The organism is Sphingomonas changbaiensis NBRC 104936, from assembly GCF_000974765.1.
Taxonomy (GTDB): Bacteria; Pseudomonadota; Alphaproteobacteria; order Sphingomonadales; family Sphingomonadaceae; genus Sphingomonas_B; species Sphingomonas_B changbaiensis.
This window is the reverse complement of sequence record NZ_BBWU01000029.1, coordinates 67,914-90,763: the sequence shown is the minus strand read 5'-3', so window position 1 is coordinate 90,763 and position 22,850 is coordinate 67,914. Positions and strand designations below refer to the sequence as shown.

Annotated in this window: 23 protein-coding genes, 1 tRNA gene and 1 pseudogene; 11 read left to right on the top strand and 14 right to left on the bottom strand. The window is 65.9% G+C overall.

The genetic code is table 11. From position 1 onward, the window contains the following. Window positions 1–59: 59 nt before the first annotated feature. Both SCH01S_RS07735 and ychF read right to left on the bottom strand, forming a co-directional pair. Window positions 60–1,298 carry an alkaline phosphatase family protein gene (locus tag SCH01S_RS07735; protein ID WP_052733850.1) on the bottom strand — a complete coding sequence of 413 codons (1,239 nt, stop codon included), beginning with the start codon at window positions 1,296–1,298 and terminating at the stop codon, window positions 60–62. Between the two features lie 109 nt (window positions 1,299–1,407). Beyond that, window positions 1,408–2,508: a redox-regulated ATPase YchF gene (ychF, locus tag SCH01S_RS07730; protein WP_046348208.1), complete on the bottom strand. Its 1,101-nt coding sequence runs from the start codon at window positions 2,506–2,508 to the stop codon at window positions 1,408–1,410. 80 nt (window positions 2,509–2,588) lie between these two features. On the opposite strand from ychF, the gene lepB reads away from it, so the two are divergent. Next, on the top strand, window positions 2,589–3,515 hold the full coding sequence (lepB, locus tag SCH01S_RS15805; RefSeq protein ID WP_052733846.1) for a signal peptidase I: 927 nt from the start codon (window positions 2,589–2,591) through the stop codon (window positions 3,513–3,515). On the opposite strand, the gene pth is transcribed toward lepB, so the two are convergent. The 5 genes from pth to SCH01S_RS07700 form a co-directional block, all read right to left on the bottom strand. After that, complete coding sequence (gene pth / locus SCH01S_RS07720) at window positions 3,516–4,088, bottom strand: aminoacyl-tRNA hydrolase (protein WP_046348207.1); 573 nt, start codon at window positions 4,086–4,088, stop codon at window positions 3,516–3,518. 103 nt (window positions 4,089–4,191) lie between these two features. Then, a complete protein-coding gene (locus SCH01S_RS07715) occupies window positions 4,192–4,812 on the bottom strand; it encodes a 50S ribosomal protein L25/general stress protein Ctc (protein WP_046348206.1) in 621 nt (206 codons plus the stop codon). 207 nt (window positions 4,813–5,019) lie between these two features. Continuing rightward, on the bottom strand, window positions 5,020–5,892 hold the full coding sequence (locus SCH01S_RS07710; protein ID WP_046348205.1) for a TraB/GumN family protein: 873 nt from the start codon (window positions 5,890–5,892) through the stop codon (window positions 5,020–5,022). 77 nt (window positions 5,893–5,969) lie between these two features. After that, entirely contained in the window at window positions 5,970–6,158 is a 189-nt protein-coding gene (locus SCH01S_RS07705) for a hypothetical protein (protein WP_046348204.1), read from the bottom strand. Window positions 6,159–6,245: 87 nt separating this feature from the next. After that, complete coding sequence (locus SCH01S_RS07700; protein WP_046348203.1) at window positions 6,246–6,866, bottom strand: peptidylprolyl isomerase; 621 nt, start codon at window positions 6,864–6,866, stop codon at window positions 6,246–6,248. A 212-nt stretch (window positions 6,867–7,078) separates the two neighbouring features. Between SCH01S_RS07700 and clpX the strand changes: the two genes are divergently transcribed. The 8 genes and pseudogenes from clpX to SCH01S_RS07660 all read left to right on the top strand — a co-directional run bounded on the left by clpX (window position 7,079) and on the right by SCH01S_RS07660 (window position 14,257). Further along, window positions 7,079–8,341: an ATP-dependent Clp protease ATP-binding subunit ClpX gene (gene clpX, locus SCH01S_RS07695; protein WP_046348202.1), complete on the top strand. Its 1,263-nt coding sequence runs from the start codon at window positions 7,079–7,081 to the stop codon at window positions 8,339–8,341. 85 nt (window positions 8,342–8,426) lie between these two features. Beyond that, window positions 8,427–9,116, top strand: a complete 690-nt coding sequence (locus SCH01S_RS07690; RefSeq protein WP_245612190.1) for a GNAT family N-acetyltransferase — start codon at window positions 8,427–8,429, stop codon at window positions 9,114–9,116. A 24-nt stretch (window positions 9,117–9,140) separates the two neighbouring features. Then, the gene (locus tag SCH01S_RS07685) at window positions 9,141–9,491 is read left to right on the top strand and encodes a DUF3147 family protein (RefSeq protein WP_046348201.1); all 351 of its coding nucleotides are present in this window, start codon (window positions 9,141–9,143) and stop codon (window positions 9,489–9,491) included. 87 nt (window positions 9,492–9,578) lie between these two features. After that, window positions 9,579–10,598, top strand: coding sequence for a YncE family protein (locus SCH01S_RS07680; protein ID WP_157032852.1), 1,020 nt, complete (start codon window positions 9,579–9,581; stop codon window positions 10,596–10,598). A gap of 63 nt (window positions 10,599–10,661) precedes the next feature. Next, window positions 10,662–10,955, top strand: coding sequence for a hypothetical protein (locus tag SCH01S_RS07675; RefSeq protein ID WP_046348200.1), 294 nt, complete (start codon window positions 10,662–10,664; stop codon window positions 10,953–10,955). Between the two features lie 367 nt (window positions 10,956–11,322). Continuing rightward, a complete protein-coding gene (gene lon, locus SCH01S_RS07670; protein WP_046348199.1) occupies window positions 11,323–13,728 on the top strand; it encodes an endopeptidase La in 2,406 nt (801 codons plus the stop codon). 118 nt (window positions 13,729–13,846) lie between these two features. Further along, window positions 13,847–14,131: pseudogene (locus SCH01S_RS07665) on the top strand (HU family DNA-binding protein); the annotation flags it as partial. A 51-nt stretch (window positions 14,132–14,182) separates the two neighbouring features. Further along, window positions 14,183–14,257: transfer RNA gene (locus SCH01S_RS07660), tRNA-Val, on the top strand. Between the two features lie 111 nt (window positions 14,258–14,368). On the opposite strand, the gene SCH01S_RS07655 is transcribed toward SCH01S_RS07660, so the two are convergent. The 4 genes from SCH01S_RS07655 to SCH01S_RS07640 all read right to left on the bottom strand — a co-directional run bounded on the left by SCH01S_RS07655 (window position 14,369) and on the right by SCH01S_RS07640 (window position 17,625). Continuing rightward, window positions 14,369–14,935 carry a PilZ domain-containing protein gene (locus SCH01S_RS07655; protein ID WP_157032851.1) on the bottom strand — a complete coding sequence of 189 codons (567 nt, stop codon included), beginning with the start codon at window positions 14,933–14,935 and terminating at the stop codon, window positions 14,369–14,371. Window positions 14,936–15,095: 160 nt separating this feature from the next. Beyond that, complete coding sequence (locus SCH01S_RS07650) at window positions 15,096–15,485, bottom strand: response regulator (RefSeq protein WP_245612189.1); 390 nt, start codon at window positions 15,483–15,485, stop codon at window positions 15,096–15,098. A gap of 113 nt (window positions 15,486–15,598) precedes the next feature. Further along, window positions 15,599–16,726 (bottom strand): sensor histidine kinase, encoded by a 1,128-nt coding sequence (locus SCH01S_RS07645; protein WP_052733844.1) that lies wholly within the window; start codon window positions 16,724–16,726, stop codon window positions 15,599–15,601. Window positions 16,727–16,938: 212 nt separating this feature from the next. Next, the gene (locus SCH01S_RS07640; protein ID WP_046348196.1) at window positions 16,939–17,625 is read right to left on the bottom strand and encodes a response regulator transcription factor; all 687 of its coding nucleotides are present in this window, start codon (window positions 17,623–17,625) and stop codon (window positions 16,939–16,941) included. A gap of 178 nt (window positions 17,626–17,803) precedes the next feature. Here SCH01S_RS07640 and SCH01S_RS15800 point away from each other — a divergent pair, with 178 nt between their 5' ends. Further along, a complete protein-coding gene (locus tag SCH01S_RS15800) occupies window positions 17,804–18,973 on the top strand; it encodes a sensor histidine kinase (protein WP_052733843.1) in 1,170 nt (389 codons plus the stop codon). Here the strand turns inward: SCH01S_RS15800 and SCH01S_RS07630 are convergent. The 3 genes from SCH01S_RS07630 to SCH01S_RS07620 are packed head-to-tail and all read right to left on the bottom strand — an operon-like array spanning window position 18,970 to window position 22,339. After that, entirely contained in the window at window positions 18,970–19,908 is a 939-nt protein-coding gene (locus tag SCH01S_RS07630; RefSeq protein WP_046348195.1) for an ornithine cyclodeaminase family protein, read from the bottom strand. The two genes, SCH01S_RS15800 and SCH01S_RS07630, sit on opposite strands and share 4 nt — an antisense overlap. Beyond that, window positions 19,905–21,020 carry a dipeptidase gene (locus SCH01S_RS07625; protein ID WP_046348194.1) on the bottom strand — a complete coding sequence of 372 codons (1,116 nt, stop codon included), beginning with the start codon at window positions 21,018–21,020 and terminating at the stop codon, window positions 19,905–19,907. Before SCH01S_RS07625 ends, SCH01S_RS07630 begins: the two co-directional genes overlap by 4 nt. Then, window positions 21,017–22,339: an amidohydrolase family protein gene (locus SCH01S_RS07620; protein WP_046348193.1), complete on the bottom strand. Its 1,323-nt coding sequence runs from the start codon at window positions 22,337–22,339 to the stop codon at window positions 21,017–21,019. The genes SCH01S_RS07625 and SCH01S_RS07620 overlap by 4 nt, the downstream gene beginning before the upstream one ends. A 208-nt stretch (window positions 22,340–22,547) precedes the next feature. On the opposite strand from SCH01S_RS07620, the gene SCH01S_RS07615 reads away from it, so the two are divergent. Then, complete coding sequence (locus SCH01S_RS07615) at window positions 22,548–22,847, top strand: AtpZ/AtpI family protein (protein ID WP_046348192.1); 300 nt, start codon at window positions 22,548–22,550, stop codon at window positions 22,845–22,847. The last annotated feature ends 3 nt before the right edge of the window (window positions 22,848–22,850 follow it).

Sequence of the window (22,850 nt, the reverse complement as noted above, 5' to 3'; positions counted from 1 at the left end):
CCCACCGCGCGCTTCACGTCAGGCCCACCCCCGCCCCCTCCCGCAAGCGGGAGGGGAGATCAATGCTTGAGAGCCCGCGAAAAGGTGGCGATCGTCCCGTCGCCGGGGTTTGCCTTCACGCCGGCGAGGCGCGCGATGAGCGGATACACGTCGACATTGTCGAAAGCGCCGACCTTCACGCCGGGCCGGAACGCGGGGCCGTTCGCGATGAACAGGGCCGTCATTTCCGTGTAGCGCGGATCGTATCCGTGCGCGCCGCCCGCCCGCGGCTTCTCGGCGGCCGTCTTGCGGATCGTCCAGCCGAGATCGGCGAGGCACTGGTAGGGTGGCACGCGGGGGTTGGCCCCGTAATGAAGGGCTGGCGGCAGCTCCGATTTCTTCATGCAGCGGACATGGTCATGGGGCCTGGACAGAGCGGCCTCCAGCGCCGCTTCATGGCCCGGCACCGCGAACAGGGATGCGTAAGGGCCCGTCTCCAGCAGCCGGTAGTCGGCGGGATCGGCGAGCTGATCCATCGGGATCGAGCGATCGGCGCTGATCGGCGCCATGCCGTGATCGGCGACGATGACCAGATTGACGGGCTGTCCGAGCGCGGCGAGGCCGGCGCGGAGCTTGCCGATCGCGATGTCGACGTCGTGCACCGCCTGGGTCGTGCGGGGATCATCGGGGCCGTATTCGTGACCGGCGGCGTCGACCTCGTCGAAATAGAGCGTGATCAGCTTCGGCCGGATCGCGGCCGGGCGGCGGAGCCAGTCGAACACGGCGTTCACTCGCTGCTCGTCCGACACATAGCCGCTGAATTGCTGCCAGTCGGCCGGGCGCACGCCGCCTTCGAACGGACTATGGTAGCGGTTCGCCTTGTGACCGCCCCAGGTGACGTTCGAGCCTGGCCAGAACATCGTCGCGGTGCGGATGCCCTGCTTTTCGGCGCTCACCCAGATCGGCTCGGCCTCATCCCACCAGAACGGGTCTTCGCTGGCCATCGTGAACACTTCGCCGGGGCGGCGCGGGTCTTCCATCGTGTTGCCGACGATGCCGTTGCGGTCGGGACGGCGGCCGGTGACCAGAGTCCAGTGATTGGGAAAGGTGAGGGACGGGTAGGACGGGTGCATCGGCCCGGTCACGCCCGCCTTTGCCAGCGCCGACAGGGTCGGGCTGGCGCCGCGGTTCAGGTAATCGGACCGGAAGCCGTCGATCGAGACCAGGATCGTGACCGGCGTGCGTGCGGGCTGGCGCGTCGCCTTCGCCGGTGCGGCGGAGGGCAGGAACAGGGCGAGGAGGGCGAGGAAGGCACCCACCCAACTCCGTTCGCTTCGAGCGAAGTCGAGAAGCGCAGCTCCGCGCTGGTGGCGCACTCGTTTCTCGACTTCGCTCGAAACGAACGGATTTCGTTGCGCATGCAGCATCTTATACATTGAACCGGAACAGCATGACGTCGCCGTCCTGCACCACATAATCCTTGCCTTCCTGACGGAGTTTGCCGGCTTCGCGAGCGCCCGCCTCGCCGCCGTATTTGACGTAATCGTCGAACGCGATCGTCTCGGCGCGGATGAAGCCGCGCTCGAAATCGGTGTGGATCGCGCCGGCGGCCTGCGGGGCCTTGTCGCCCTTGTGGACGGTCCAAGCCCGCGCTTCCTTGGGGCCGGCGGTGAAGAAGGTGATCAGGTGCAGCAGCGCGTAGCCGGCGCGGATCACCCGGGCGAGGCCGGTTTCGGCGAGGCCCAGATCGGCCAGGAACGCCTGCCGCTCTTCGGGATCCAGCGTGGCGATCTCCGCCTCGATCGCGGCAGAAACGACCACGGCTTCGGCACCTTCGGCCTTCGCTTTTTCGAACACGCGGGCGCTGAGCGCATTGCCTTCGGACGCGTCGCCCTCGTCGACGTTGCAGACGTAGAGCACGGGCTTTGAGGTGAGCAGCTGCGCCTGATCGAAATGGCGGCGCTCTTCTTCGTCCTTGGGCTGGGTGAGACGTGCGGGCTTACCCTCGCGCAGCAGTTCCAGCGCCTGCCCCAGCACGGCGGCGGCGATTTTCGATTCCTTGTCGCCGGCCTGGCCGCGCTTGACGAGGTTCGGCACACGCTTCTCGAGGCTTTCCAGATCGGCCAGCATCAGCTCGGTCTCGACCGTCTCCGCGTCCGCAATCGGATCGACCTTGCCCTCGACATGCGTCACGTCGCCATCCTCGAAGCAGCGCAGCACGTGCACGATCGCGTCCACTTCGCGGATGTTGGCGAGGAACTGGTTGCCGAGCCCCTCGCCCTTCGACGCGCCGCGCACCAGGCCGGCAATGTCGACGAACGCCAGCTGCGTCTCGATCTTCTTCGCCGACTTCGCGATCTCCGCGAGCTGGTCGAGGCGCGGATCGGGGACGGCGACCTGACCCACGTTCGGCTCGATCGTGCAGAACGGGTAATTGGCCGCCTGCGCCGCCGCCGTTTCGGTCAAGGCATTGAACAAAGTGGACTTGCCGACATTCGGCAAGCCGACGATACCGCAACGAAAGCCCATTGGTCGCCTGGATTTGTGGAAGCGCGCAGGCGATAGCGGCGACACACCGCGAATGCTACCGCGAAGTTTGGGGAGGGGGCATGGAAGAGTACGAGGAGCAACGGCGATCTTTGGGCGCGCGCATTGGAATTGCTGTCCTCAATATACTGACGCCGGGCTTGGGACTGCTGCGACTGGGGCGGTTGCGCCTCGGTCTTGCATTTGCCTTTGGCGGGCTTGCGCTGATCCTCATGCTGACGGGGGCCGCAGCGGTGCTACCGGAACTTACGCCGAATGCTCTACTGGCGCTCCTGCCCGTTTTGCTGATCGCGTTTGGGGTCTTGTATGTGGCACCGATCCTGATTGGCTGGAAGCAGAGCCGGACAAGACCCGCACGTCGTGCATGGTGGTCCAAATGGTACAGCCTGGTGGCGCTGTTCGCACTGGCCGCTGTACTGAGTTCGCCCGCAATTGATTTGGCGCACAGCTACTATCGACCTTTCTATATTCCAGCGGAATCGATGGAACCGACCTTGAGCGTCGGCGAACGATTTGTGGCGGACATGCACAACAAGAGCTTGCCGAAGCCGGGCGAGGTCATTCTCCTGAATGTGGGCGGACAGATTTACATTAAGCGGGTCGCCGCGATGCCCGGTGACAGGGTGGCCATGCGCGGCGGCGTGCCGATCGTGAATGACATTCCGGCCATGCAACGCCAGATCGGCAAAATGCCGGTGAAAGATCTCGGAGGCGTCCTCCAGGCGCGCATTCTGGTCGAGCGACTGCCGAGCGAGGTGGGCGAGCACCGCGTCCTTGACCTCGGTGAGAGCCGTACAGATGACATGGCGGAAACCACGGTTCCGCCTGGCCACCTGTTCGTGCTGGGCGACCATCGCGACCGCTCCGCCGACAGCCGGGTCTCGCGTGACGAGGGTGGTGTCGCAATGCTGCCCATTGGCGACGTCCTTGGTCGGCCGTTGTTCAAGACCTGGACAAAGTGGCGCTGGTTGGGAACGCCGATCCGCTGATCAATCCTTTGACAGCCGCAGCGCCACGTCGTTCATGAAGCGCGCGTCATCGCCTTTGGCCAGCCATTCGGCTTCGGCGGCGATGGCGCCGAGCAGGTCGGAGAGGGGGTCGATCTCGGCCTTTGCGAAATTGCCGAGGACGTGGCCGGTGACCCTGTCCTTGTGGCCGGGGTGGCCGATGCCTAGCCGCACGCGGCGGAAATCCGGCCCGAGGTGGGCGTCGAGGCTGCGGATGCCGTTGTGGCCGGCGGTGCCGCCGCCCGTGCGGACCTTCACCTTGAACGGGGCGAGGTCGAGTTCGTCGTAAAAGGCGGTCACGTCTTCGGGCGCGAGCTTGTAGAAGCGCATCGCCTCGCCAGCGGCGCGGCCGCTTTCATTCATGAACGTCGCGGGCTTGAGGATCAGGATCTTTTCAGCCCCGATCCGGCCTTCCTGCACCCAGCCCTGGAATGCGCGCTTCGGCGCCGAAAAACCGTGCACCTCGGCGATCGCATCAACCGCCATGAAGCCGACATTGTGCCGGTGCATCGCATACAGCGCGCCCGGATTGCCGAGGCCGACCCAGATTTGCATCGTGCTGGCGATCGCTCGCAATCGTCATCCCGGGCTCGACCGGGACCCACCTGCCTTTCAAAGAAGGTGGGCCCCGGATCAAGTCCGGGGTGACGAATGGGGATCAGCCTTCTTCGCTCTCGCCTTCGGCGGCGGCGGCGGTTTCGTTGTCGCCTTCGGCGCTCTTCAGGCCGGACGGCGCGACGATGGTGGCGATGGTGAAGTCGCGATCCTCGATCGCCGACTTGCTGCCTTCGGGCAGGGTGACGGCCGATACGTGCACCGAATCGCCGACATCATAGCCCTTGAGGTCGATCACGATCTCGTCGGGGATGCTCGCCGCGTCGCACACCAGCTCGAGCTCGTGGCGGACGATGTTGAGCACGCCGCCGCGCTTCAGGCCCGGCGATGCCTCTTCGTTCTCGAAGCGGACGGGCACGTTGACGTGCACGGTCGAATGCTCGCCGATGCGGAGGAAATCGACATGGAGCGGACGGTCGGTGACCGGGTGGAACTGGACGTCCTTCGGCAACGTGCGCATGCCGTTGATCATCACGACCGAGTTCATGAAGTGGCCGGTGTTCAGGAGCTTCATTAGCTCCCGTTCCGCCACATGGATGCCTTGCGGTTCTTCCTTGTTGCCGTAAATGACGGCGGGCACGCGGCCTTCGCGGCGAATGGCACGGGAGGCTCCCTTGCCCGCCCGATCGCGCGCCTCGGCCGACAGCGTCAGCGTCTCGCTCATCGCATGTCTCCAAATAGCTGGTTGAGTTCAGTTCGCTCCGCCACGCCTCCAGGGATGACCATGACGGAAGCCGGCGCGCATAGCGGGGGAGGGGGGAGAATGCAACAGAGGGTGTTGGGAGGGTGGCTGGCTTGTACCACAGCACCCTCTCCCCGCTCGGCCCCGCAGGGCCGAGTCGCCCTCTCCCCTGGAGGGAGAGGGGTTGGGTTACTGCACGCGTTCGACTTTCAGGCCCTGTTTTTGCAGCAGGTCGATGACCGAGCCCTTGCCGGCGAGGTGGCCGGCGCCGACGGCGACGAGGACGGTGCCGGGCTTGTCGAGGCGGTGTTTCAGCCAATTTGCCCAATTTGCGTTGCGTTGATCAATTAGGACGCGGGCGATTTCGGGCGCGCTCTTCAGCTCGTCGTCGAAGGTGCGGGCGATGGCTCCGGTGTTGCCGGACGACCAAGCCGCGACCATTTTCCGGAAGTCCACATCGGCGTTCTTCACGTCGTCGACCATGCTGACCAGCAGCTTGCGCTGGACTGCTTCGGGCATGGTATCGAAATAGCCGAGCTGCTGCGCGGTCGTCTCGAGGCCCGCGACCGGCTTGTCCTTGAAGCTGGACCGGAGCTGGCTTTCGACGCCGTTGTCGACCGAGGCGCCCATGCCGGCATACATCGACGCGCCAAGTGTTACCGCGACCGCCCAGGTTTCCATGCCGTCGAGCTGCGCGGGCTTGAGCCCGGCCTTCTCGATCGCGGCGGCGAGAGCGGCGCGCTTGTCGGCGGGAACGCGATCGAGGATCGGCGGCAGGCCCGGCGAGAAGGCGATCCGTTTGTAGAGCTGAGCGATCGCGGCCTTGTCGCCCTGATCGTTGATCTCGAGCACCAGCTCCTTGGCCTGGCCGACCGTCTGGTCGAATCGCGTGGTCCGCCATTTGAGGTCGCTGGGCAGCACATGGACGGTGCCGAACAGGTAGATGGTGGTGTCCGGATCAGACAGCTTCCACATGGCGGGCTTTGCCTGAGGAGCGGCGGGCGCCGCGCTGCCGCAAGCGGCAAGGGCGATGGTGAGGAGGAGGGAGAGAGGCTGGCGCATCGCGCGGGCTTATCGCCGCAAGGATGAACGAAGCGCAACCAGGGTCGGGAAAACGGCTCGTCCGGAGGGAACCCGCGTCAGCGCCCGATCGCGCCCTTGCACCCTTCGCCGTTGCCGCGCGGAATGAGGAATGCGGGAATCGTCGGCAATGTGCGGTCGACGCAGCGTTCGGCACGCTGGATCAGCACCGGGCGCAGGCCGGCCGGAAGCCCCGGCTGGCGAGCCAATTGCCGATAAAGCGCCTCACGCCATTCGAGACCGGTCATGCCACCCATGCCGCCTCAAACGTGCGGCGCAGCTTTGGGATGCGGTCGTTACGGGGCCGCGCGAAAGATTTTCGCGCGTTCGTCCAATCAGTTGGTGCGGCGCGCCGAGATGATGACGACCGGCGCGGCAAGGAACTGCCCCTTCATCACGCCTTCGCCCTTGTTCGGGTCCGTCGGGGCGGCGAGGATCTGCCTGATCAGGTCCATGCCTTCGGTGACGTGGCCGAAGGCGGCGAAGCCCTGATTGTCACCGCTCTGCGCCGGATTGGCATCGAGCGCGGGCGTGTCGCCGACGATGATGAAGAAGTCGCCGGCGCCGGTGCCGGGTGCATTGCGGGCGAGCGAAATGGTGCCGTTCTTGTGCGTCAGCCCGGTCTTGGTGGTCGGCTCATGCGCGATCGGCGGCAGGGTCCTTTTCGGGTCGTTCTGCGTGCCGAACTGGACGAGGCCGTATTCCGGCGCGTTCGGCGCCTTGGCCGCGCGGTAGAAGGTCGTGCCGTCCAGCCTTTTCTGGTCGACATAGCGCAGGAAATTCGCGGTCGTGATCGGTGCGCGCTCCTTTTCCAGCTCCAGCACGATCGGGCCCTGACTGGTTGTCAGCGTGACGCTGGTGGTCGCCGGAGCGGGCGTCGGAGCGGGGCTCGGCGCTTGCGAAAGGGCCGGCGTGGCGAGCGCGAAGGCGCAAAAGAGGGTAAATAACCGGTTCATTCGTCGCTTTTAGCTGGACCCGCGGCCGGTTGCGACCGTCTTGAAGTGCCATGCGCTCAAGCACATATCCGTTCGGGCCAGATGAGTGGTCCACAGTTAACGATGATTGGCGGGGAACGAGCCCGCACATTCGGCATTGTGGTTTCGGGAGCGAGGGCTAACATGGCCCGAGCTAGCGATGGCCTGCGCTCAGCGGGCTCAAGGGTGAACTGATGACGAAATTGAGCGGCGGGGATTCCAAGAGCACCCTCTACTGCTCCTTCTGTGGGAAGTCGCAGCACGAGGTGAGGAAGCTCATCGCGGGCCCGACCGTGTTCATCTGCGACGAATGCGTCGAGCTCTGCAACGACATCATTCGCGAAGAAACCAAGTCCGCGCTCGTCTCCAAGAAGGACGGAGGCGTGCCGACGCCGCAGGAAATCTGCGACGTGCTGGACGATTATGTGATCGGGCAGAAGCAGGCGAAGCGCGTGCTCTCGGTCGCGGTGCACAACCATTACAAGCGGCTCGCTCACGGCGCGAAGGGCGCCGACGTCGAGCTTGCCAAGTCGAACATCCTGCTCGTCGGCCCGACTGGCTGCGGCAAGACGCTGCTCGCGCAGACGCTGGCGCGCATCCTCGACGTGCCGTTCACGATGGCCGACGCGACGACGCTCACCGAAGCCGGCTATGTCGGCGAGGACGTCGAGAACATCATCCTAAAGTTGCTCCAGGCCAGCGACTATAATGTCGAGCGGGCGCAGCGCGGCATCGTCTACATCGACGAGATCGACAAGATCAGCCGCAAGGCCGAGAACCCGTCGATTACGCGCGACGTATCGGGCGAAGGCGTGCAGCAGGCGCTGCTGAAGCTGATGGAAGGCACGACCGCGAGCGTTCCTCCGCAGGGCGGGCGCAAACATCCGCAGCAGGAGTTCCTGCAGGTCGACACGACCAACATCCTGTTCATCTGCGGCGGCGCCTTCTCGGGCCTTGAGAAGATCATCGGCGACCGCCTGCAGGGCAAGTCGATCGGCTTCGGCGCCTATGTCGCAGCGCCCGAGGAGCGGCGCACCGGCGAAGTGCTGCGTCAGTGCGAGCCGGAGGACCTGCTGAAGTTCGGCCTGATCCCCGAATTCGTCGGCCGCCTGCCGGTGATCGCGACGCTCGAGGACCTGGACGTCGACGCGCTGGTCAAGATCCTCTCCGAGCCGAAGAACGCGCTCGTCAAACAGTATCAGAAGCTGTTCGACATGGAGGATGTCCGCCTGTCGTTCACCGACGACGCGCTGGTGACGGTCGCCAAGAAGGCGATCGCCCGCAAGACCGGCGCCCGTGGCCTTCGCTCGATCCTCGAAGCGATCCTGCTCGACACCATGTTTGACCTGCCCAGCATGGACGGCGTCGACGAAGTGATGATCGACAAGGACGTGGTCGAGGGCCGCAAGGACCCGGTCCGCGTCTATGCGAAGAAGAAGGAAAGCGGGGCGGCGTGATTGCAACCCCTCTCCCCTTGGGGAGAGGGCGACTCGCGCGTCGGCGCGAGCGGGGTGAGGGGGCGCAGAGCGAAGCGTAGCGAGCGTGGACGGGCATGCCCCTCACCCTCCCACCGCTTCGCGGCGGGCCCCTCCCTCTCCCGTTCCGGGAGAGGGGCTAAATGCCCGCCCCGCAACCTCCGCTGACCGCAGCCATGTCTCCCGTCTGCTCGCCGCCGCATTCTTTGACGACGCGGCGATCAGTTACATTTTCCCCGATCCCGCGATCCGCCGCGCGCGACTGCCGCGGTTCTTTGCGATCCTGTTCGATAGCGACGGCAAGGCCGGGCCGCGGTTCGTGACGGCGGGCGGCGAGGCGGCGACCTTGTGGCGCGGGCCCGGCCGGGCGAAGGTCGGCTGGCTGGAAATGCTGGCCGAGGCAGGCCCGCTGCTCCGCACGCTCGGCACCGCACTACCGCGCGCGCTGCGGGTCGGCGATGCGATCGACGCGCATATGCCGGCCGGCGACTTCCATTATCTTCACATCGCCGGCTGCGATCCTCGCCACCAGGGCCGTGGCTATGGCTCGCAAGCGATCGCCGCCGGGCTGGCGCTGGCGACCGATCTGCCGGCCTATCTCGAAACGCCGAACCCGCTCACGCTCCCGCTCTACGCCGGGCACGGCTTCGAGGTGACCGGCGAATGGGAGGTGCCGAAAGGGGGGCCGCGCTTCTGGTCCTTGCTGCGGCCGGCCGGCGGTCAGACCGAAGGTGCGATGCACGAGTTGCGGATGTGAGGCGCGGCGGCCTAAGCGGGCCGGATGTGGTATCTCGCACTTAAGGCCGCGCTGTCGGGCATCATCATTGCCGTCGTGTCGGAGGTGGCGAAGCGGTATCCGGGGTTCGGCGCGCTGATCGCGTCCCTGCCGCTGGTCTCCGTGTTAGGGATGATGTGGCTGTGGCATGATCGCCCTGACGCCGGGAACATGGCCGCGCACGCCGAAGGCACCTTCTGGTTCGTCCTGCCGTCGCTTCCGATGTTCCTGCTGATCCCGGCGCTGCTTCGGCACGGCGTCGCCTTCTGGACGGCGCTGGTCGCTGGATGCCTGCTCACGATCCTGCTCTACAGCGTCATGGTCTGGCTTGGGCCGCGCTTTGGCCTGAAGCTCTGATTCCAGGTTCGCCGGCCACAGCCCCGTGACGCGCCGGCTCGGGACGGTGTAGCACTGCCAGGCAACCGCGATTCAGGGAGCGTTGGGATGCTCGATGGCGCGCCGCGGCTGAGCCGCCTGGTCTTGAACACAGCGAATGCCCTGCTTGCGCTCGCGGCGGTCGTATCGACCTCTGCCTGCGGCGCCGCTCCGACGATCGTTGCGCCGGGCGATGCCGCGTCGCCCCTGTCGCTGCGCCGAACGATTGCGCTGCCGGATGTGAAGGGACGAATCGACCACCTCGCAATCGATGTCGAGCACCAGCGGCTCTATGTTGCCGAGTATGGCAATGGGACGGTCGACGAGATCGACCTGAAAGCGGGCCGCGTGAGCGGCCGCATCGCCGGACTGAAGGAGCCGCAGGGTGTCGGCTTCCTGCCGAAGCAGCAGCAGATCGTCGTGGCCAGCGGCGACGGGTCGGTGCGCTTCTATGCCGCGGCCGACAGGCGGGAAGTCGCCCGGCTGCAACTCGGCGACGACGCGGACAATGTCCGGATCGATGCGCGGAACGGGCATGTGCTCGTCGGCTACGGGTCGGGCGGCATCGCGACGATCGATCCGGCGACTCACCAGTTGCTGTCGCGCCTGGTCCTGCCGGGCCACCCCGAGGGGTTCCGGCTGATCGGATCGCGGGCATTCGTGAACGTGCCCGATCGCGGGTCCGTCATCGTTGCCGATGTCGACCAGGTGCGCGTGCTGGCCAAGTGGTCGACCGGCCTGAACCGGCTTAATTTCCCGCTGGCGGTGATGCCTTCGGGAAAAGACATCGCGGTCGTCTATCGGCTGCCGGCCAAGCTTTCGCTGATGCAGGCCGATACGGGCGCGTCGCTGTCCAGCCGCGCGACCTGCGGGGATGCGGACGACCTCTTCCTAGCCGGCGACACGATCCTGGTGGTGTGCGGCGCCGGACAGGTCAATGTGGTCGCGTCGGGCAAGGACGTCAGGGTCGCGACGGCGCCCGGCGCTCGAACAGGCCTGTTCGTGCCCGAGCTCAAGACCCTGTTCGTCGCAGCCCCGTCGCGGGTACACCCGGCCGCGATCTGGGAGTTCGGCCTGAAGGGCTTCTGAGCCCGGATTGGAGCCTTTCCAGAGGGGCTTCGTTGCTGATGATCCATGTAAAGGAGAGTCCGCATGAAGAGATTGCTCATGGCCGTTGCGCTGGCGGTCTCAGTCACCGGCGTGGGCGCGGCCACGCGGGCAGCGGCGCAGCCCTATGGCTATTCCGGCCGGTATTACGATCGCGACTGGCGCGATGGTCGCCATGATCGGCGCGACTGGGATCGCGGACGCGAATGGGATCGTCGGGGCGGCTGGGATCACCGACGCGGCTGGAACCGGGCCCGCTACGGCTATGGCGGCTGGCGCAATCATCGGCGTTGCCATTGGGAATGGCGCCATCACGAGCGGGTCCGCCGCTGCTGGTAGGGCTGCGACACTTCGCGACACTTTTGTGCCCTCGCGACATAGTCCTGCGACAGGGCGGTGCGATAAGATCGTTCGACGGCGGTTGACCCCCCGCCCGCGCATGAAACTCCCTGAACCGGCCCCGCTCCAATGACCCCTGGAGCGGGGCTTTTTCGTCAGGCGCTGCGCGTGGATCCGGGAGTTGCCCGCGCGGCGAGCAGCGCCAAGCCGTAAAGCATCGCGCCCGCCCAGAATATCCACAGATCAAGCGTCGAAACCGGCATATTAACGCATCCCCCCTATGGTCTGCGGCCGCGAAGTGATTGATGCTCTTGGCGTCGGCCCCATATAAAAGGGAACGGCGCGGATCCGCGCAACCGGAGTTTGCATGACCCAGAGTTTCCCTGTTCTTCCGCTTCGGGACATCGTTGTCTTCCCGAACATGATCGTGCCGCTGTTCGTCGGCCGCGACAAATCGGTCGCGGCGCTGGAACAGGCGATGACGAACGACAAGCAGATCTTCCTGGTCGCCCAGCTCGACCCGGCCAATGACGATCCCGACCGCGACGATCTTTACGATCTGGGCGTGGTCGCGACCGTGCTGCAGCTGTTGAAGCTGCCCGACGGTACCGTGCGCGTGCTGGTCGAGGGCAAGCAACGCGCCTCGCTGGACGGGCTGGAGCGCGAGGGCGAGCATTTGGCCGCCAACGTCACGCTGATCGATGAAGCAGGCGGCGAGAGCGTCGAGGCCAAGGCGCTGATGCGCTCGGTGGTCGAGCAGTTCGAGAATTACGCGAAGCTGAACCGCAAGCTGCCGGCCGAAACGGCGGTGCAGCTGGCGGACATCGAGGAGCCTTCGAAGCTTGCCGATGCGGTCGCTGCCAACATCACCGTGAAGGTCGCGGACAAGCAGTCGCTGCTGGTCGAGCTCGATCCAGCGCGGCGGCTGGAGATGGTGTTCGCCTTCATGGAAGGCGAGCTGGGCGTGCTCCAGGTCGAGAAGAAGATCCGCAGCCGCGTCAAGCGCCAGATGGAGAAGACGCAGCGCGAATATTATCTGAACGAGCAGCTGAAGGCGATCCAGCGCGAGCTCGGCAACGAGGCGGAAGAGGACGGCGACGAGATCGCCGAGCTGACCGCCAAGATCGCGAAGCTGAAGCTCAGCAAGGAAGCGCGCGCCAAGGCGACCGCGGAGCTGAAGAAGCTCAAGACGATGGCGCCGATGTCGGCCGAAGCGACGGTCGTGCGCAACTATCTCGACGTGCTGCTGGGCCTGCCCTGGGGCAAGAAGTCGAAGCTGAAGCGCGACATCCCCGAAGCCGAGCGGGTGCTCGACGAGGACCATTATGGCCTCGAAAAGGTCAAGGACCGGATCGTCGAATATCTGGCGGTCCAGGCGCGCACCAACAAACTGAAGGGCCCGATCCTGTGCCTGGTCGGCCCGCCGGGCGTCGGCAAGACGTCGCTCGGCAAGTCGATCGCGCGCGCGACCGGCCGCGAGTTCGTGCGCCAGTCGCTGGGCGGCGTGCGCGACGAGGCGGAGATTCGCGGCCACCGCCGGACCTATATCGGCTCGCTGCCGGGCAAGATCGTGACCAACCTGCGCAAGGCCGGTGCGTCCAACCCGCTGTTCCTGCTCGACGAGATCGACAAGCTCGGCCAGGATTTCCGCGGCGATCCGGCCTCGGCGCTGCTGGAAGTGCTCGACCCTGAGCAGAACAACAAATTCCAGGACCATTATCTGGAGATCGACGTCGATCTGTCGGACGTCATGTTCGTGACGACGGCCAACTCGTTGAACCTGCCGCAGCCGCTGCTCGACCGCATGGAGATCATCCGGCTGGAAGGCTATACCGAGGACGAGAAGGTCGAGATCGCCAAGCGCCACCTGGTCGACAAGCAGATCGAGGCGCATGGCCTGAAGGCCGACGAGTTCGTGCTGACCGAAGCCGGCCTGCGCGACCTGATCCGCTATTACACCCGCGAAGCCGGCGTCCGCACGCTGGAGCGCGAGATCGCGAAGCTCGCCCGCAAGGCCCTGCGCCGCATCCTCGAAGGCAAGGCCGAGCGGATCGAGATCACGCCCGACAACCTGTCCGACTATGCCGGCGTGCGGAAATTCCGCCACGGCATCGGCGAGGAAGAGCATACGATCGGCGCGGTCACGGGACTTGCCTGGACCGAGGTGGGCGGCGAGCTGCTGACGATCGAGAGCGTGACGGTGCCCGGCAAGGGCCAGGTGAAGACCACCGGCAAGCTGGGCGAAGTGATGCAGGAATCGGTGCAGGCCGCCTTCAGCTTCGTCCGCGCCCGCTCGCCCGGCTATGGCATCAAGCCGAGCCTGTTCGCGCGGAAGGACATCCATATCCACTTGCCCGAAGGCGCGGTGCCGAAGGACGGGCCCTCGGCCGGCATCGGCATGGTGACGTCGATCGTCTCGACGCTGACCGGCGTGCCCGTGCGCAAGGACGTAGCGATGACCGGCGAAGTCACGCTTCGCGGGCGGGTGCTGCCGATCGGCGGCCTGAAGGAGAAGCTGCTCGCGGCGATGCGCGGCGGCATCACCACCGTCTTTATCCCGCAGGAAAATGAGAAGGATCTGGCCGAAATCCCGGCGAACATCCGCGAAGGGCTGGAGATCATCCCGGTGTCGCATGTGGACCAGGTGCTGGCCGGCGCGCTGACGCAGAAGCTGACGCCGATCGAATGGACCGAGGCCGACGAACTGGCGGCGCAGCCGCCGAGCGCGCTGCCGCCGGTGCTGGGCGAAGGCGAGGCCGCCGTCCGCCACTGATCCGAAATGAACCACGGCTGCGCCGCCTTCCCGGTTGACGGGGGGGCGGCGCTTCGCCTTACTGGTCGCTTGCGTCGCGCCGATTCCCTAAGGAAATCCGCGCGCCACAACGAGGGGAAAGGGTCCGATGAACAAGCAGGAACTGATCGGCACCGTCGCGGATACGGCAGGCCTGGGCCGCGGCGACGCGGCGAAGGCGGTCGAGGCCGTGTTCGATACGATTTCGTCAGCATTGAAGAGAGGCGACGAAGTGCGTCTGGTCGGGTTCGGCACGTTCACCGTCACCCGGCGCAAGGCGTCGACCGGCCGCAATCCGCGCACCAAGGAACCGATGTCGATCCCGGAAAGCGCCCAGCCGAAATTCAAGGCCGGCAAGAACCTGAAGGACGCCTGCAACAGCTAGACCGGCTGGACAGGCTCGCGCCGCTCGCCTAAGGGCGGCGCTCCGTCGCGTGGGCGCGTAGCTCAGTGGTAGAGCACACCCTTCACACGGGTGGGGTCGCAAGTTCAATCCTTGCCGTGCCCACCACGCACAAGCCCCTCGGAAGACGCAGGTTTTCCGGGGGTTTTTGTTGGCCCGGGCGATGGGCTCAGGCGGGGCGAAACCAGAGTTTGCGCGGGGGCGAAACGATCGCGCGGCTCAGTCGCTGGAATAGACCAGCGACAGGATCCCGATCGGCTCGGCGGATTCGACGCCGATGCGGCCTTGGTCGTGCCACTGGATTCGTCCCGCGACCGGAGGACGATTCCCGAGCTTCACCAGGATGTGCTGGCCCTTGCAAAGGCCCGGGTCGGTCTCGAGCAGCATGCCCGACTGCGACAGGTTGCGGACGCTGCCGGGCTGCGGCGGGCGGCCCAGGCAAAGGCGTGCGGGAATGCGCAGATTGACGCGCTTCTGGCGCGGCTTGTGATCGTCTTCGGTGCCGAAATCGAGATCGTCGCCGGCACCCGTTCGGGCCAGCGGGCTTTCGAATGAGGCGCCGAATTGCTGCCCTTCGGTCCACCGAACCGTGGCGGCTTGATAGGCCTTGTCGTCCAGCGTCAGATGCAGGGACTCGCCGACCGTCAGCTCGACATCGGCTTCGCCCATGAAGCCGTTTGCGGAGACGTTATGGATGACCACATCGGAGAAGAAGTCGATCGGATAAATCGATGCGTCCAGAAACACGGTCCGGCGCGCGTGCCTGCGCTGCTCAGCACCCGCCATGTCTTGAGCGCGCGATCGGTCCGCGAAGGCGCTCCTGATCTTGTTCAACACTAGCCTACTCCTAATTCTTAGGAGGAGCGGTTTTGCATTCTCCAGTTTTGTTTTTGTGGACAGGCGTGGCCGTAGTTCTGCGGTATTGGCGGCCTTCTGGCCGCCTGCGCTAAGTCAGCACAGCCTCTACCTTTTCCACGAGTCGCTTCGCCGGGTAGGGCCGGTCGAGCACCGCGTTGAACAGGTCCGGATGGTTGCGGCCAACTGCCCCGTTGGCGCCGCTGACCAGAATGATCGGCAGGTCTGCGAATTTTTCCTGCGAGCGGATCGCGCGCGCCAGCTCCAGGCCCGTCATCCCGGGCATGAGGAAATCGGTGATGAGGAGGTCGGCGCCCGTGCGCTGAACCAGTTCCAGAGCCGCCAGGCCGTCATGCGCCTGCAGGATGGTATAGCCCTCATCCTCCAGCTCGCTCGCCATGATGTCGGCCAGGGGGGCTTCATCGTCCACGACCACGATCGTTCCCGGCTGATGTCGCGTTGCGGAGGCGATGGCCATCATCGGCGCGCCCTCCGGACAGCGGTCATGCCGGCGCGCGACTCCCGATCCAAAGATGTCTTCATTTTTGCGGCCCTCTTGTTGTCATTTTCGTATACGATCTGCGCGGACTGGTGTCACGACGCGAGCGGCAGCCGGACGTTGAAGCGCGCGCCGCCCAGCGGGCTTTCGCTGGCCCAGATCTTTCCGCGATGCGCTTCGACGATCGTCCGGGAGATCGCCAGGCCGACTCCCAGACCTCGGTCCTTCGTCGTGAACAGGGGCGTGAAGATCTGATCGACCGTCCCCGGCTCGATGCCGGTTCCCGTATCGTCGACCTCGAGCACCGCGAATCCCCGCAGCCGGCACACCGTGATGCCAATCTCACGGCGGCTGCACGAGGCCGTCGCTGCCACCGCGTTGCGCAGCAGATTGACCACGACCTGCTGAATCTGGACCTTGTCGACGTGGACTGGCACATCGTCGGCGATGTCGACGGACGTGCGGACGCCTTCATCGGCGAGGCCGAGCGAGGCGAGCGATACGGCCTCGCGCACGATCGGGCCCAGATCGGCGAACTCGACCTCGGGTTCGCCGCGGCTGACCATCCGGCGCAGGCGCTTGATGATCTCGCCCGCTCGCGTCGTCGCGGAACCTGCTTCCACAAGCGCCTTCTTTGCCTCCGCCAATCCGTCGGAGCCCTGCTCGAGGCAGCGGCGGGCGCCGGCGATATAGGCTTTGGCCGCGGTCAGCGGCTGGTTCAGTTCATGCGCGAGGGTTGCCGCCATCGCGCTCATCGCGCCCACGCGGGAGACGTGGATCAATTCCGACTGGAGGGCGAGAAGCTCTTCCTTCGCCTTTTTCTGCTCGGAAACGTCATAGCCTTCGGTCAGGATTCCGACGACGACGCCGTCGCGTTTGATGGGCTGGAAGACCATGTCGACGTAGCGGGCTTCGAGACCTTTGGGCAGCTCGCGCGCAAGCATGACCGGCACCTCGCGCCCGACAAACGGCTTTCCCGAAGCAAAGGCCTGGTCGATCAGCTCGAAAATGCCTTGTCCCTCAAGCTCCGGGAGGGCCTCGCGCAGCGGCTTGCCGAGCACGTCGCGATCGCCGATCAGCGAGAAATAGGCGTCGTTCGCAAATTCGATGACATGGTTCGGGCCGAGCGCCATCGCCATGAATCCCGGTGCCTGCTGGAACAGGTCCCGAATGAGGGCCTGCTCAGTGACCATCCTCTCGGTGCCGAGGGCGGAGGCCGTCATGACGTCACCGGCGCCAAATCCGCCCCGGGAGCGATCGCCGCCGTTGCTGTCGGGCAGAGGGGAGGTGACACAGCCGGCGCCTTCTTCGCGAGTCCGCAATTCGGGCCTGACACTCTCGGACACCGAGCCGGCATTTGCGAGTTTATTTGCGGTTAACAGGCCGGGACGGACGCCAAAGGCCTTGCGGGCAGGGAGGGCGCGGCCTCCGTCGATCAGTCGTCCAACTCGGCAGGCCGCTCGTATTCCGAAGCGACGAGCCCCGCCTCGACCGCGCATGCGGCAGCCTCGGCGGTGTTCCTGACGCCAAGCTTCTTGATCAGATTCTGCCGGTGCATTTCGACGGTTCGGACGCTGATGTCCGCCGCGCTCGCGATCTCCTTGTTCGCCTTTCCTTCCACGATCGCCTTCAGCACGAAGATTTCGCGCGCCGTGAGCGTGTCGAGACGGCTTCGGGCGGCATCCATCCGCTCCCGCGCCGCGCGGCGGCGGCAAAGTTCAGCGAACCCTCGCTCCAAGACCGAGCCAAGGTCTTCATCCTCGATCGGCTTTTCGAGAAAATCGAAGGCGCCCAGCTTCATCGCGTTGACGGCAAGCTTCACGTCGCCGTGACCGGTGATGGCGATGACCGGCCAGTCGATATTCCGCCGGCGGAGTTCGCGAAGGACGCCCAGCCCGTCGGGGTCGGGCATCCGCATGTCGAGGAGCACCAGGCCAGGGCTGAGTCCGTCCAGCCCGTCGAGAAAGTCGCGCCCTCCGGCAAAGGGCCAGGAATGGGCGTTCATGCTGCGCAACAGGAAGGAGAGCGCGGTCCGTACCTCTCCGTCATCGTCGATGACGTAGATCGTCCCCAACCCATCCGCCTGGACGCGAGCCCCTTCGATCTGCGCTCGAGATGCCATTTGCCCCTACGTCAATCGCGCTTCCGGACGGAATGCTATCCGGAACGCAACCTTATGCAGAGTTTTGGGAGGCGTCGATTCAGAAACTTATTCCCGTTCGCGATTGACCCCGTCGGGCGATACGCTCCACGATTGTCCCGTGACGACCATTGGCGGATGCGTCGCGAGGGAGGAGAGTTTGGAACTGCCGCCGGCCAACCTTGATGAGGCCGTCGATGAGCTGGCCGATCACGCACGACTGGTGCGCGAGCAAGCGGCCGTCATCGCCCATTACAAAAAGATGTACGAGCGGTCGTCCGCGCTGGCGAGGATCGGCGTCTGGGAGTGCGACCTCGCGACCGAAGAGCTGACCTGGACGGACGGCGTCTACGACCTGTTCGAACTGCCAAGAGGGTCGACGATCCAGCGGGCGCACATCGTCGATCTCTATTTCGACGAGTCGCGCCGCGAGATGGAGCGCCTTCGTGCCCAGGCCATTCGCGAGGCGGGCAGCTTCAGCCTCGATATCCATGTCCGCACCGCGAAAGGAAACGAGCGGTGGATCAGGCTGACGGCCGACGTCGAGCAGGAAGACGGGAAGGCAATCCGGATTTTCGGGACGAAGCAGGATATTACCGAAGAGAAATGGGCGCAGGAAAAGCTGCAGCGGCTTCAGACCGAGCTGATCCATGTATCGCGAAAGAGCGCGATGGGGGTGATGGCCACCACGCTGGCGCATGAAATCAACCAGCCGCTCGCCGCGATCAGTTCCTATGCGGCCGGCGCACGGCGCGCGCTGGGGAGCGCGGCGATCGATGCCGAAACGCTGGACATCACTCTCCGCGCGATCGAACGGAACGCGATCCGGGCCGGCAAGATCATTCGCAGCCTGCGCGCGGTGACGCACGAGAGTGCCGCGGGGCATCAGGCGATCGATCCCAACCCGTTGATCCGCGAGGCTGGCGCGCTTGCGGCGGCAAGAAGCCAGACGATTGTCATTCGCTACGGCCTGGCGGACGGCGTCCGGATCGTGATCGACCCGGTTCAATTCCAGCAGGTCGTCATCAACCTGCTTCAGAACGCCGCCGATGCCGTGCGCGATCGCCCCGATCAGGAGATTTCCGTCGCGAGCACGCTGCTGGAAGCGAGTGTCGAGATTCGTGTCGAAGACAATGGGGACGGGATAGGCGAGGAAATGCTCGATGCCGTCTTCGACACCTTCACGTCCTCCAAGGCGGACGGAATGGGCCTTGGTCTGCCGATCAGCCGCACGATCATCGAAGCGCATGGCGGCAAGATTTCCGCCGAGAACGGAGCGGGCGGCGGAGCCTGTGTTTGTATTTCGCTCCCGGTATTTCGCGAGGATTAGCGGGAGGCGAACCTCGCGTCGGCCACGTGGCGAGCGCAGGCGAGGTCCTGCACGATCGATCCGAGCGACTTGTAGATCGTCACGTCTCCGGGGCCGAGGCGGCCGGGACTGAGACCCGCGAAGACGGTGCCGATTTCCGGCAGCACGTGGGCCTCCGTCACCACGCCGGCGTCGCGGGCGCGGAGGAATTCGGCGCCTTGGGCGAGCACGCCGTCGCGATGGTCCGGAATGAAGCGCGCGCGAGCGACCAGCGCATTGTCGATTTCGGCAGGGCCGGCGCGGCTGGAGCCGACCAGGTTGATGTGCGTGCCGTCGGCGATGTCGGCGGAGCTGAGTATCGGTTCCGGAGCTGCGGTGGTGGTGCAGACGATCGATGCCCCCGCCACGGCATCGGCGACCGATGTCGCGACCTGCGCCGCGATGCCCAGCTGTGCCTCTATCCTGCGGGCAAGGCCCTGCGCCTTGTCCGGTGAGCGGCCCCAGATTCGGATCGTGTCGATCGGCCGCACCAGCGGCACCGCGACCGCGTGCTGCCACGCCTGCTCGCCGGTGCCGAGGATCGCAAGCGTGCGCGCATCGGGCAGCGCCAGCGCGCCCGTCGCTGCCGCCGAAGCGCAGGCCGTGCGGATGGCCGTGACCTGGCCGGCATCGATTGTCGCGGCGGGAGCGCCGCTCACTGAATCGAACAGCACGATCACGCCTTGGTGCGAATGCTCCTCGCGGGGGAAAACGCTGACGAGCTTGGCGCCGAAGCCGGCGCCTTCGAGCGCGCCCGGCATCACGCCGAACGCATTGCCGCCGTCCAGGTCGATGATGCCGCGGAGCAGCTGCTTCGATCGGCCGGTCGCGAGAGCGATCATCGCCTCGCGCATCAGGGCGATGCAGGTCCGGTGATCGAGGCGGCGGCGGACCTCGTCCCGGTCGACGACGATCATGCGCCCCAGATGTCCGTCGCAAAGCGCAGGAAATTGAGACCCAGGATCTTCTCGACCTGGCGCGGGGTATGGCCGCGTTCGCCGAGCAGCCGCGCCAGCTTGCGAAACTGGTCAGGCCCGCGCAGGTCGACGGTGAACGGATAGGTATCCGGCCCTTCGCCCGGCGCCGCGACGCCGGTCGCGCGCCGCTCGGCATTTTCCTTGGCCAAGGCGGCCGCATATTTCTGGAGGTCGTCGATCTGGGTGACCGAGCCGTCGGTGCCGATGCCGACATGATCCTCGCCGCAGATCTTCACCGCGTGATCGATGTGCGCGACCACGTCGGCGGCATGGGCGTGGCCGTGCGGATCGAGGAATGGCATGAAATAGATGCCGACGAACCCGCCGCGCGAGGCGACCAGCCGTAGCTCCTCGTCCGTCTTGTTGCGCGGCAGGTCGACGAGCGCACGGCAGCCGGTGTGGTTGATCGAGATCGGGGCCTTGGACGCGCGTGCGGCATCCAGGCAGGTTTGCGTGCCGCTGTGCGACAGGTCGACCATCACGTGCCGGTCGTTCAGTCGCGCGACCACGTCGCGGCCGAACGGGGTCAGGCCCGGGTTGCCGGGCGCCATCGATCCGCCGCCGAGCTGGTTCAGCGGATTGTAGGTGAGCTGGAAGATGCGCACGCCCATATTGGCGAACAGGTCGACGCGCGTGACGTCGTTGCCCATCATCGCGCCGTTCTGGAAGCCATAGATGATGCCGATCCTGCCCTGGTCGCGGGCGCGCCGGATGTCATTAGCGGTGAAGACCTTCAGCAGGTCGTTCGGATGGGCGCGCAGGAACGCATCATATTCGGCGACGTCGCGCACGCTTTTTTCGAACGGATCGCCGGGCCCGGCAACGTAGCCGAGCGTGGTGTTCACCGCCGTCAGGCCCGAGGCATGGGCTTCGGCAAGCACGCGTGGCGTGAACGGATCGCCTTCGCCCTCGATGTTCGGGTCGCCGAGGCCGCCGAGCGCGTTTACCACGATCTTGCCCGCCAGCGGATCGGCGGGCGAAAGCTCTGCCACGGCCGGCGCGGCGGCAGCAGTAGCCGCGAGCGCCAGGAAGCTGCGGCGATCGTGCATCATTTCTCCTTCGGCTTGAAATCGGCGCGGGGATATTCGTGCCCACGCTTCACGGTCATGGCGATGCTGCGGATGTTCTCGATCGCCGCAAGCGGGTCTTCGGTCAGCACCACGAAATCCGCCAGCTTGCCGGCCTGGACGGTGCCCGTTTCCTTTGCCCGGCCCATCGCCAGCGCGCCGTTCAGCGTCGCCGCGCGGATCGCCTGAAGGGGCGGCATGCCCGCCTGATGGACAAGGAAGAAGATCTCGTCGTGCAGCGCGGGCCAGGGGAAGTCGGGCGGCCCGCCATTGTCGGTGCCGGCCGAAATAATGACGCCGGCGCGGTAGGCCTGCGCGGTCAGGCGCGCCGTGGTCTTGCCGGTGCAGCGAAGCGGCGGCCGGTTCGGCTCCTTCGCCCGCTCGGCATCCGCGCGGACGAACAGCGATCCGGTCGCATCGAGCACCATGCCGCGCCGCCGCATCTCCGCGAACAGCTTTGCCATCACAGGATCGTCGCCCTTGGCAGCGAGCAGGTTCTCGTGGACCGGCGTGTGGTCTTCATAGTTGGCGAGCATCACCGGCTCGACCTGATAGGCCAGATAGCAGACATGGCTGATCGCGTCCGGGCCGGCGGCGATCACATCTGCGGGCCGTGTCGGGAAAATGGCGGAATGGGTCCAGACGAGCAGGCCCTGGCGATGCGCTTCGGCGGTGATCGCCGCGACCAGCGCGGGCGACAGGTCGGCGTAGATCTTGATCGCGTCGGCGCCGGTGCCTTTGGCGCGGGCGACTGCGAGCGGCAGGTCGGTGCGCGAATCGATCGCCTGCATCCAGGGCGCGGTGCCGCCCACCCAGCCGCGGCTGGCTGCAGCCACGCGCGGATCGGCGAAGAAGGAGGGACCGGCCATCAGCGCGGCGAAGGCGATATCCGGGGCGGCAATCTCACTCGCCTTGGCTTCGCGCGCCAGTTCGGCGACGGCACGAAGGTCATCAGCCATGTCGCGCACGCCGGTGACGCCGCCGTACAGGTCGCGGCGCAGCTCGGCCAGGGCTGCGGGGCGGTCGGGCGGGGTGGCGAGATGGACATGGCTGTCGATGAGGCCGGGGATCACATAACGGCCGGCAAGGTCCACCGCGCGAGCACCCTCTGCCTTGACGCTGCCGTGCGGGCCGACGGCCGCGATGCGGTCGCCGCGCACCAGCACGTCGGTGTGCGGCCGCGGCGGGGCGCCGGTGCCGTCGATCAGCGTCAGGTCGCTGTAGAGGACGTCCTGCGGATCGGCGGCGGATCCCGTTGCCGGCAGGCACAGCGCCAGGGCGGCGAGGAGTATACGAAAAGACATGATCCCTGCTAACCAGCGCGGGGATTTTCGCAAACCCCTCCCGGACGTCTTCTTCTCCTATTCTCCTACGCGCGCGCGGGAGAAGGCCGATACGGTTGACACCCTCCGACTCCTTGCCTAATCGGGCGCCGCGCTGGCGGGGACGCTGGCTTGAGCCGTCGCCGCGACCCCGAGTCGGGCGACGTTTTCTTATTCTCAAGGTGCTTTCTTGGCGGACGATCGCAACAAGGACGAGCTTGACCGGCGCATCGCGAAGGCGAAGGCGGCGACCCAGCACGGCGTGACCGATGCCGAAGGCCGCGCGGAAAGCCGCGGCTGGGCGATCGGCATCGAGTTCGTCGGCGCGGTGCTGGTGGGTGCCTTTGCGGGTTATCTGCTCGACAAGTGGTTGGGCACGACGCCCTGGCTGATGATCGTGCTGTTGATCCTTGGATTCGCGGCCGGCCTGCGCCGCGCGATGAAGACGTCGAACCAGTACGACACCGATCCGACCAACGACCAGCAGTAGGAA

Excerpts from the sequence above, each read along its gene's own strand:
- ychF (WP_046348208.1), bottom strand. The coding sequence starts at position 2,508 with ATGGGCTTTCGTTGCGGTATCGTCGGCTTGCCGAATGTCGGCAAGTCC.
- lepB (WP_052733846.1), top strand. The coding sequence starts at position 2,589 with ATGGAAGAGTACGAGGAGCAACGGCGATCTTTGGGCGCGCGCATTGGA.
- pth (WP_046348207.1), bottom strand. The coding sequence starts at position 4,088 with ATGCAAATCTGGGTCGGCCTCGGCAATCCGGGCGCGCTGTATGCGATG.
- SCH01S_RS07715 (WP_046348206.1), bottom strand. The coding sequence starts at position 4,812 with ATGAGCGAGACGCTGACGCTGTCGGCCGAGGCGCGCGATCGGGCGGGC.
- SCH01S_RS07710 (WP_046348205.1), bottom strand. The coding sequence starts at position 5,892 with ATGCGCCAGCCTCTCTCCCTCCTCCTCACCATCGCCCTTGCCGCTTGC.
- SCH01S_RS07705 (WP_046348204.1), bottom strand. The coding sequence starts at position 6,158 with ATGACCGGTCTCGAATGGCGTGAGGCGCTTTATCGGCAATTGGCTCGC.
- SCH01S_RS07700 (WP_046348203.1), bottom strand. The coding sequence starts at position 6,866 with ATGAACCGGTTATTTACCCTCTTTTGCGCCTTCGCGCTCGCCACGCCG.
- clpX (WP_046348202.1), top strand. The coding sequence starts at position 7,079 with ATGACGAAATTGAGCGGCGGGGATTCCAAGAGCACCCTCTACTGCTCC.
- SCH01S_RS07685 (WP_046348201.1), top strand. The coding sequence starts at position 9,141 with ATGTGGTATCTCGCACTTAAGGCCGCGCTGTCGGGCATCATCATTGCC.
- SCH01S_RS07680 (WP_157032852.1), top strand. The coding sequence starts at position 9,579 with ATGCTCGATGGCGCGCCGCGGCTGAGCCGCCTGGTCTTGAACACAGCG.
- SCH01S_RS07675 (WP_046348200.1), top strand. The coding sequence starts at position 10,662 with ATGAAGAGATTGCTCATGGCCGTTGCGCTGGCGGTCTCAGTCACCGGC.
- lon (WP_046348199.1), top strand. The coding sequence starts at position 11,323 with ATGACCCAGAGTTTCCCTGTTCTTCCGCTTCGGGACATCGTTGTCTTC.
- SCH01S_RS07655 (WP_157032851.1), bottom strand. The coding sequence starts at position 14,935 with ATGGCGGGTGCTGAGCAGCGCAGGCACGCGCGCCGGACCGTGTTTCTG.
- SCH01S_RS07650 (WP_245612189.1), bottom strand. The coding sequence starts at position 15,485 with ATGATGGCCATCGCCTCCGCAACGCGACATCAGCCGGGAACGATCGTG.
- SCH01S_RS07645 (WP_052733844.1), bottom strand. The coding sequence starts at position 16,726 with ATGACGGCCTCCGCCCTCGGCACCGAGAGGATGGTCACTGAGCAGGCC.
- SCH01S_RS07640 (WP_046348196.1), bottom strand. The coding sequence starts at position 17,625 with ATGGCATCTCGAGCGCAGATCGAAGGGGCTCGCGTCCAGGCGGATGGG.
- SCH01S_RS07630 (WP_046348195.1), bottom strand. The coding sequence starts at position 19,908 with ATGATCGTCGTCGACCGGGACGAGGTCCGCCGCCGCCTCGATCACCGG.
- SCH01S_RS07625 (WP_046348194.1), bottom strand. The coding sequence starts at position 21,020 with ATGATGCACGATCGCCGCAGCTTCCTGGCGCTCGCGGCTACTGCTGCC.
- SCH01S_RS07620 (WP_046348193.1), bottom strand. The coding sequence starts at position 22,339 with ATGTCTTTTCGTATACTCCTCGCCGCCCTGGCGCTGTGCCTGCCGGCA.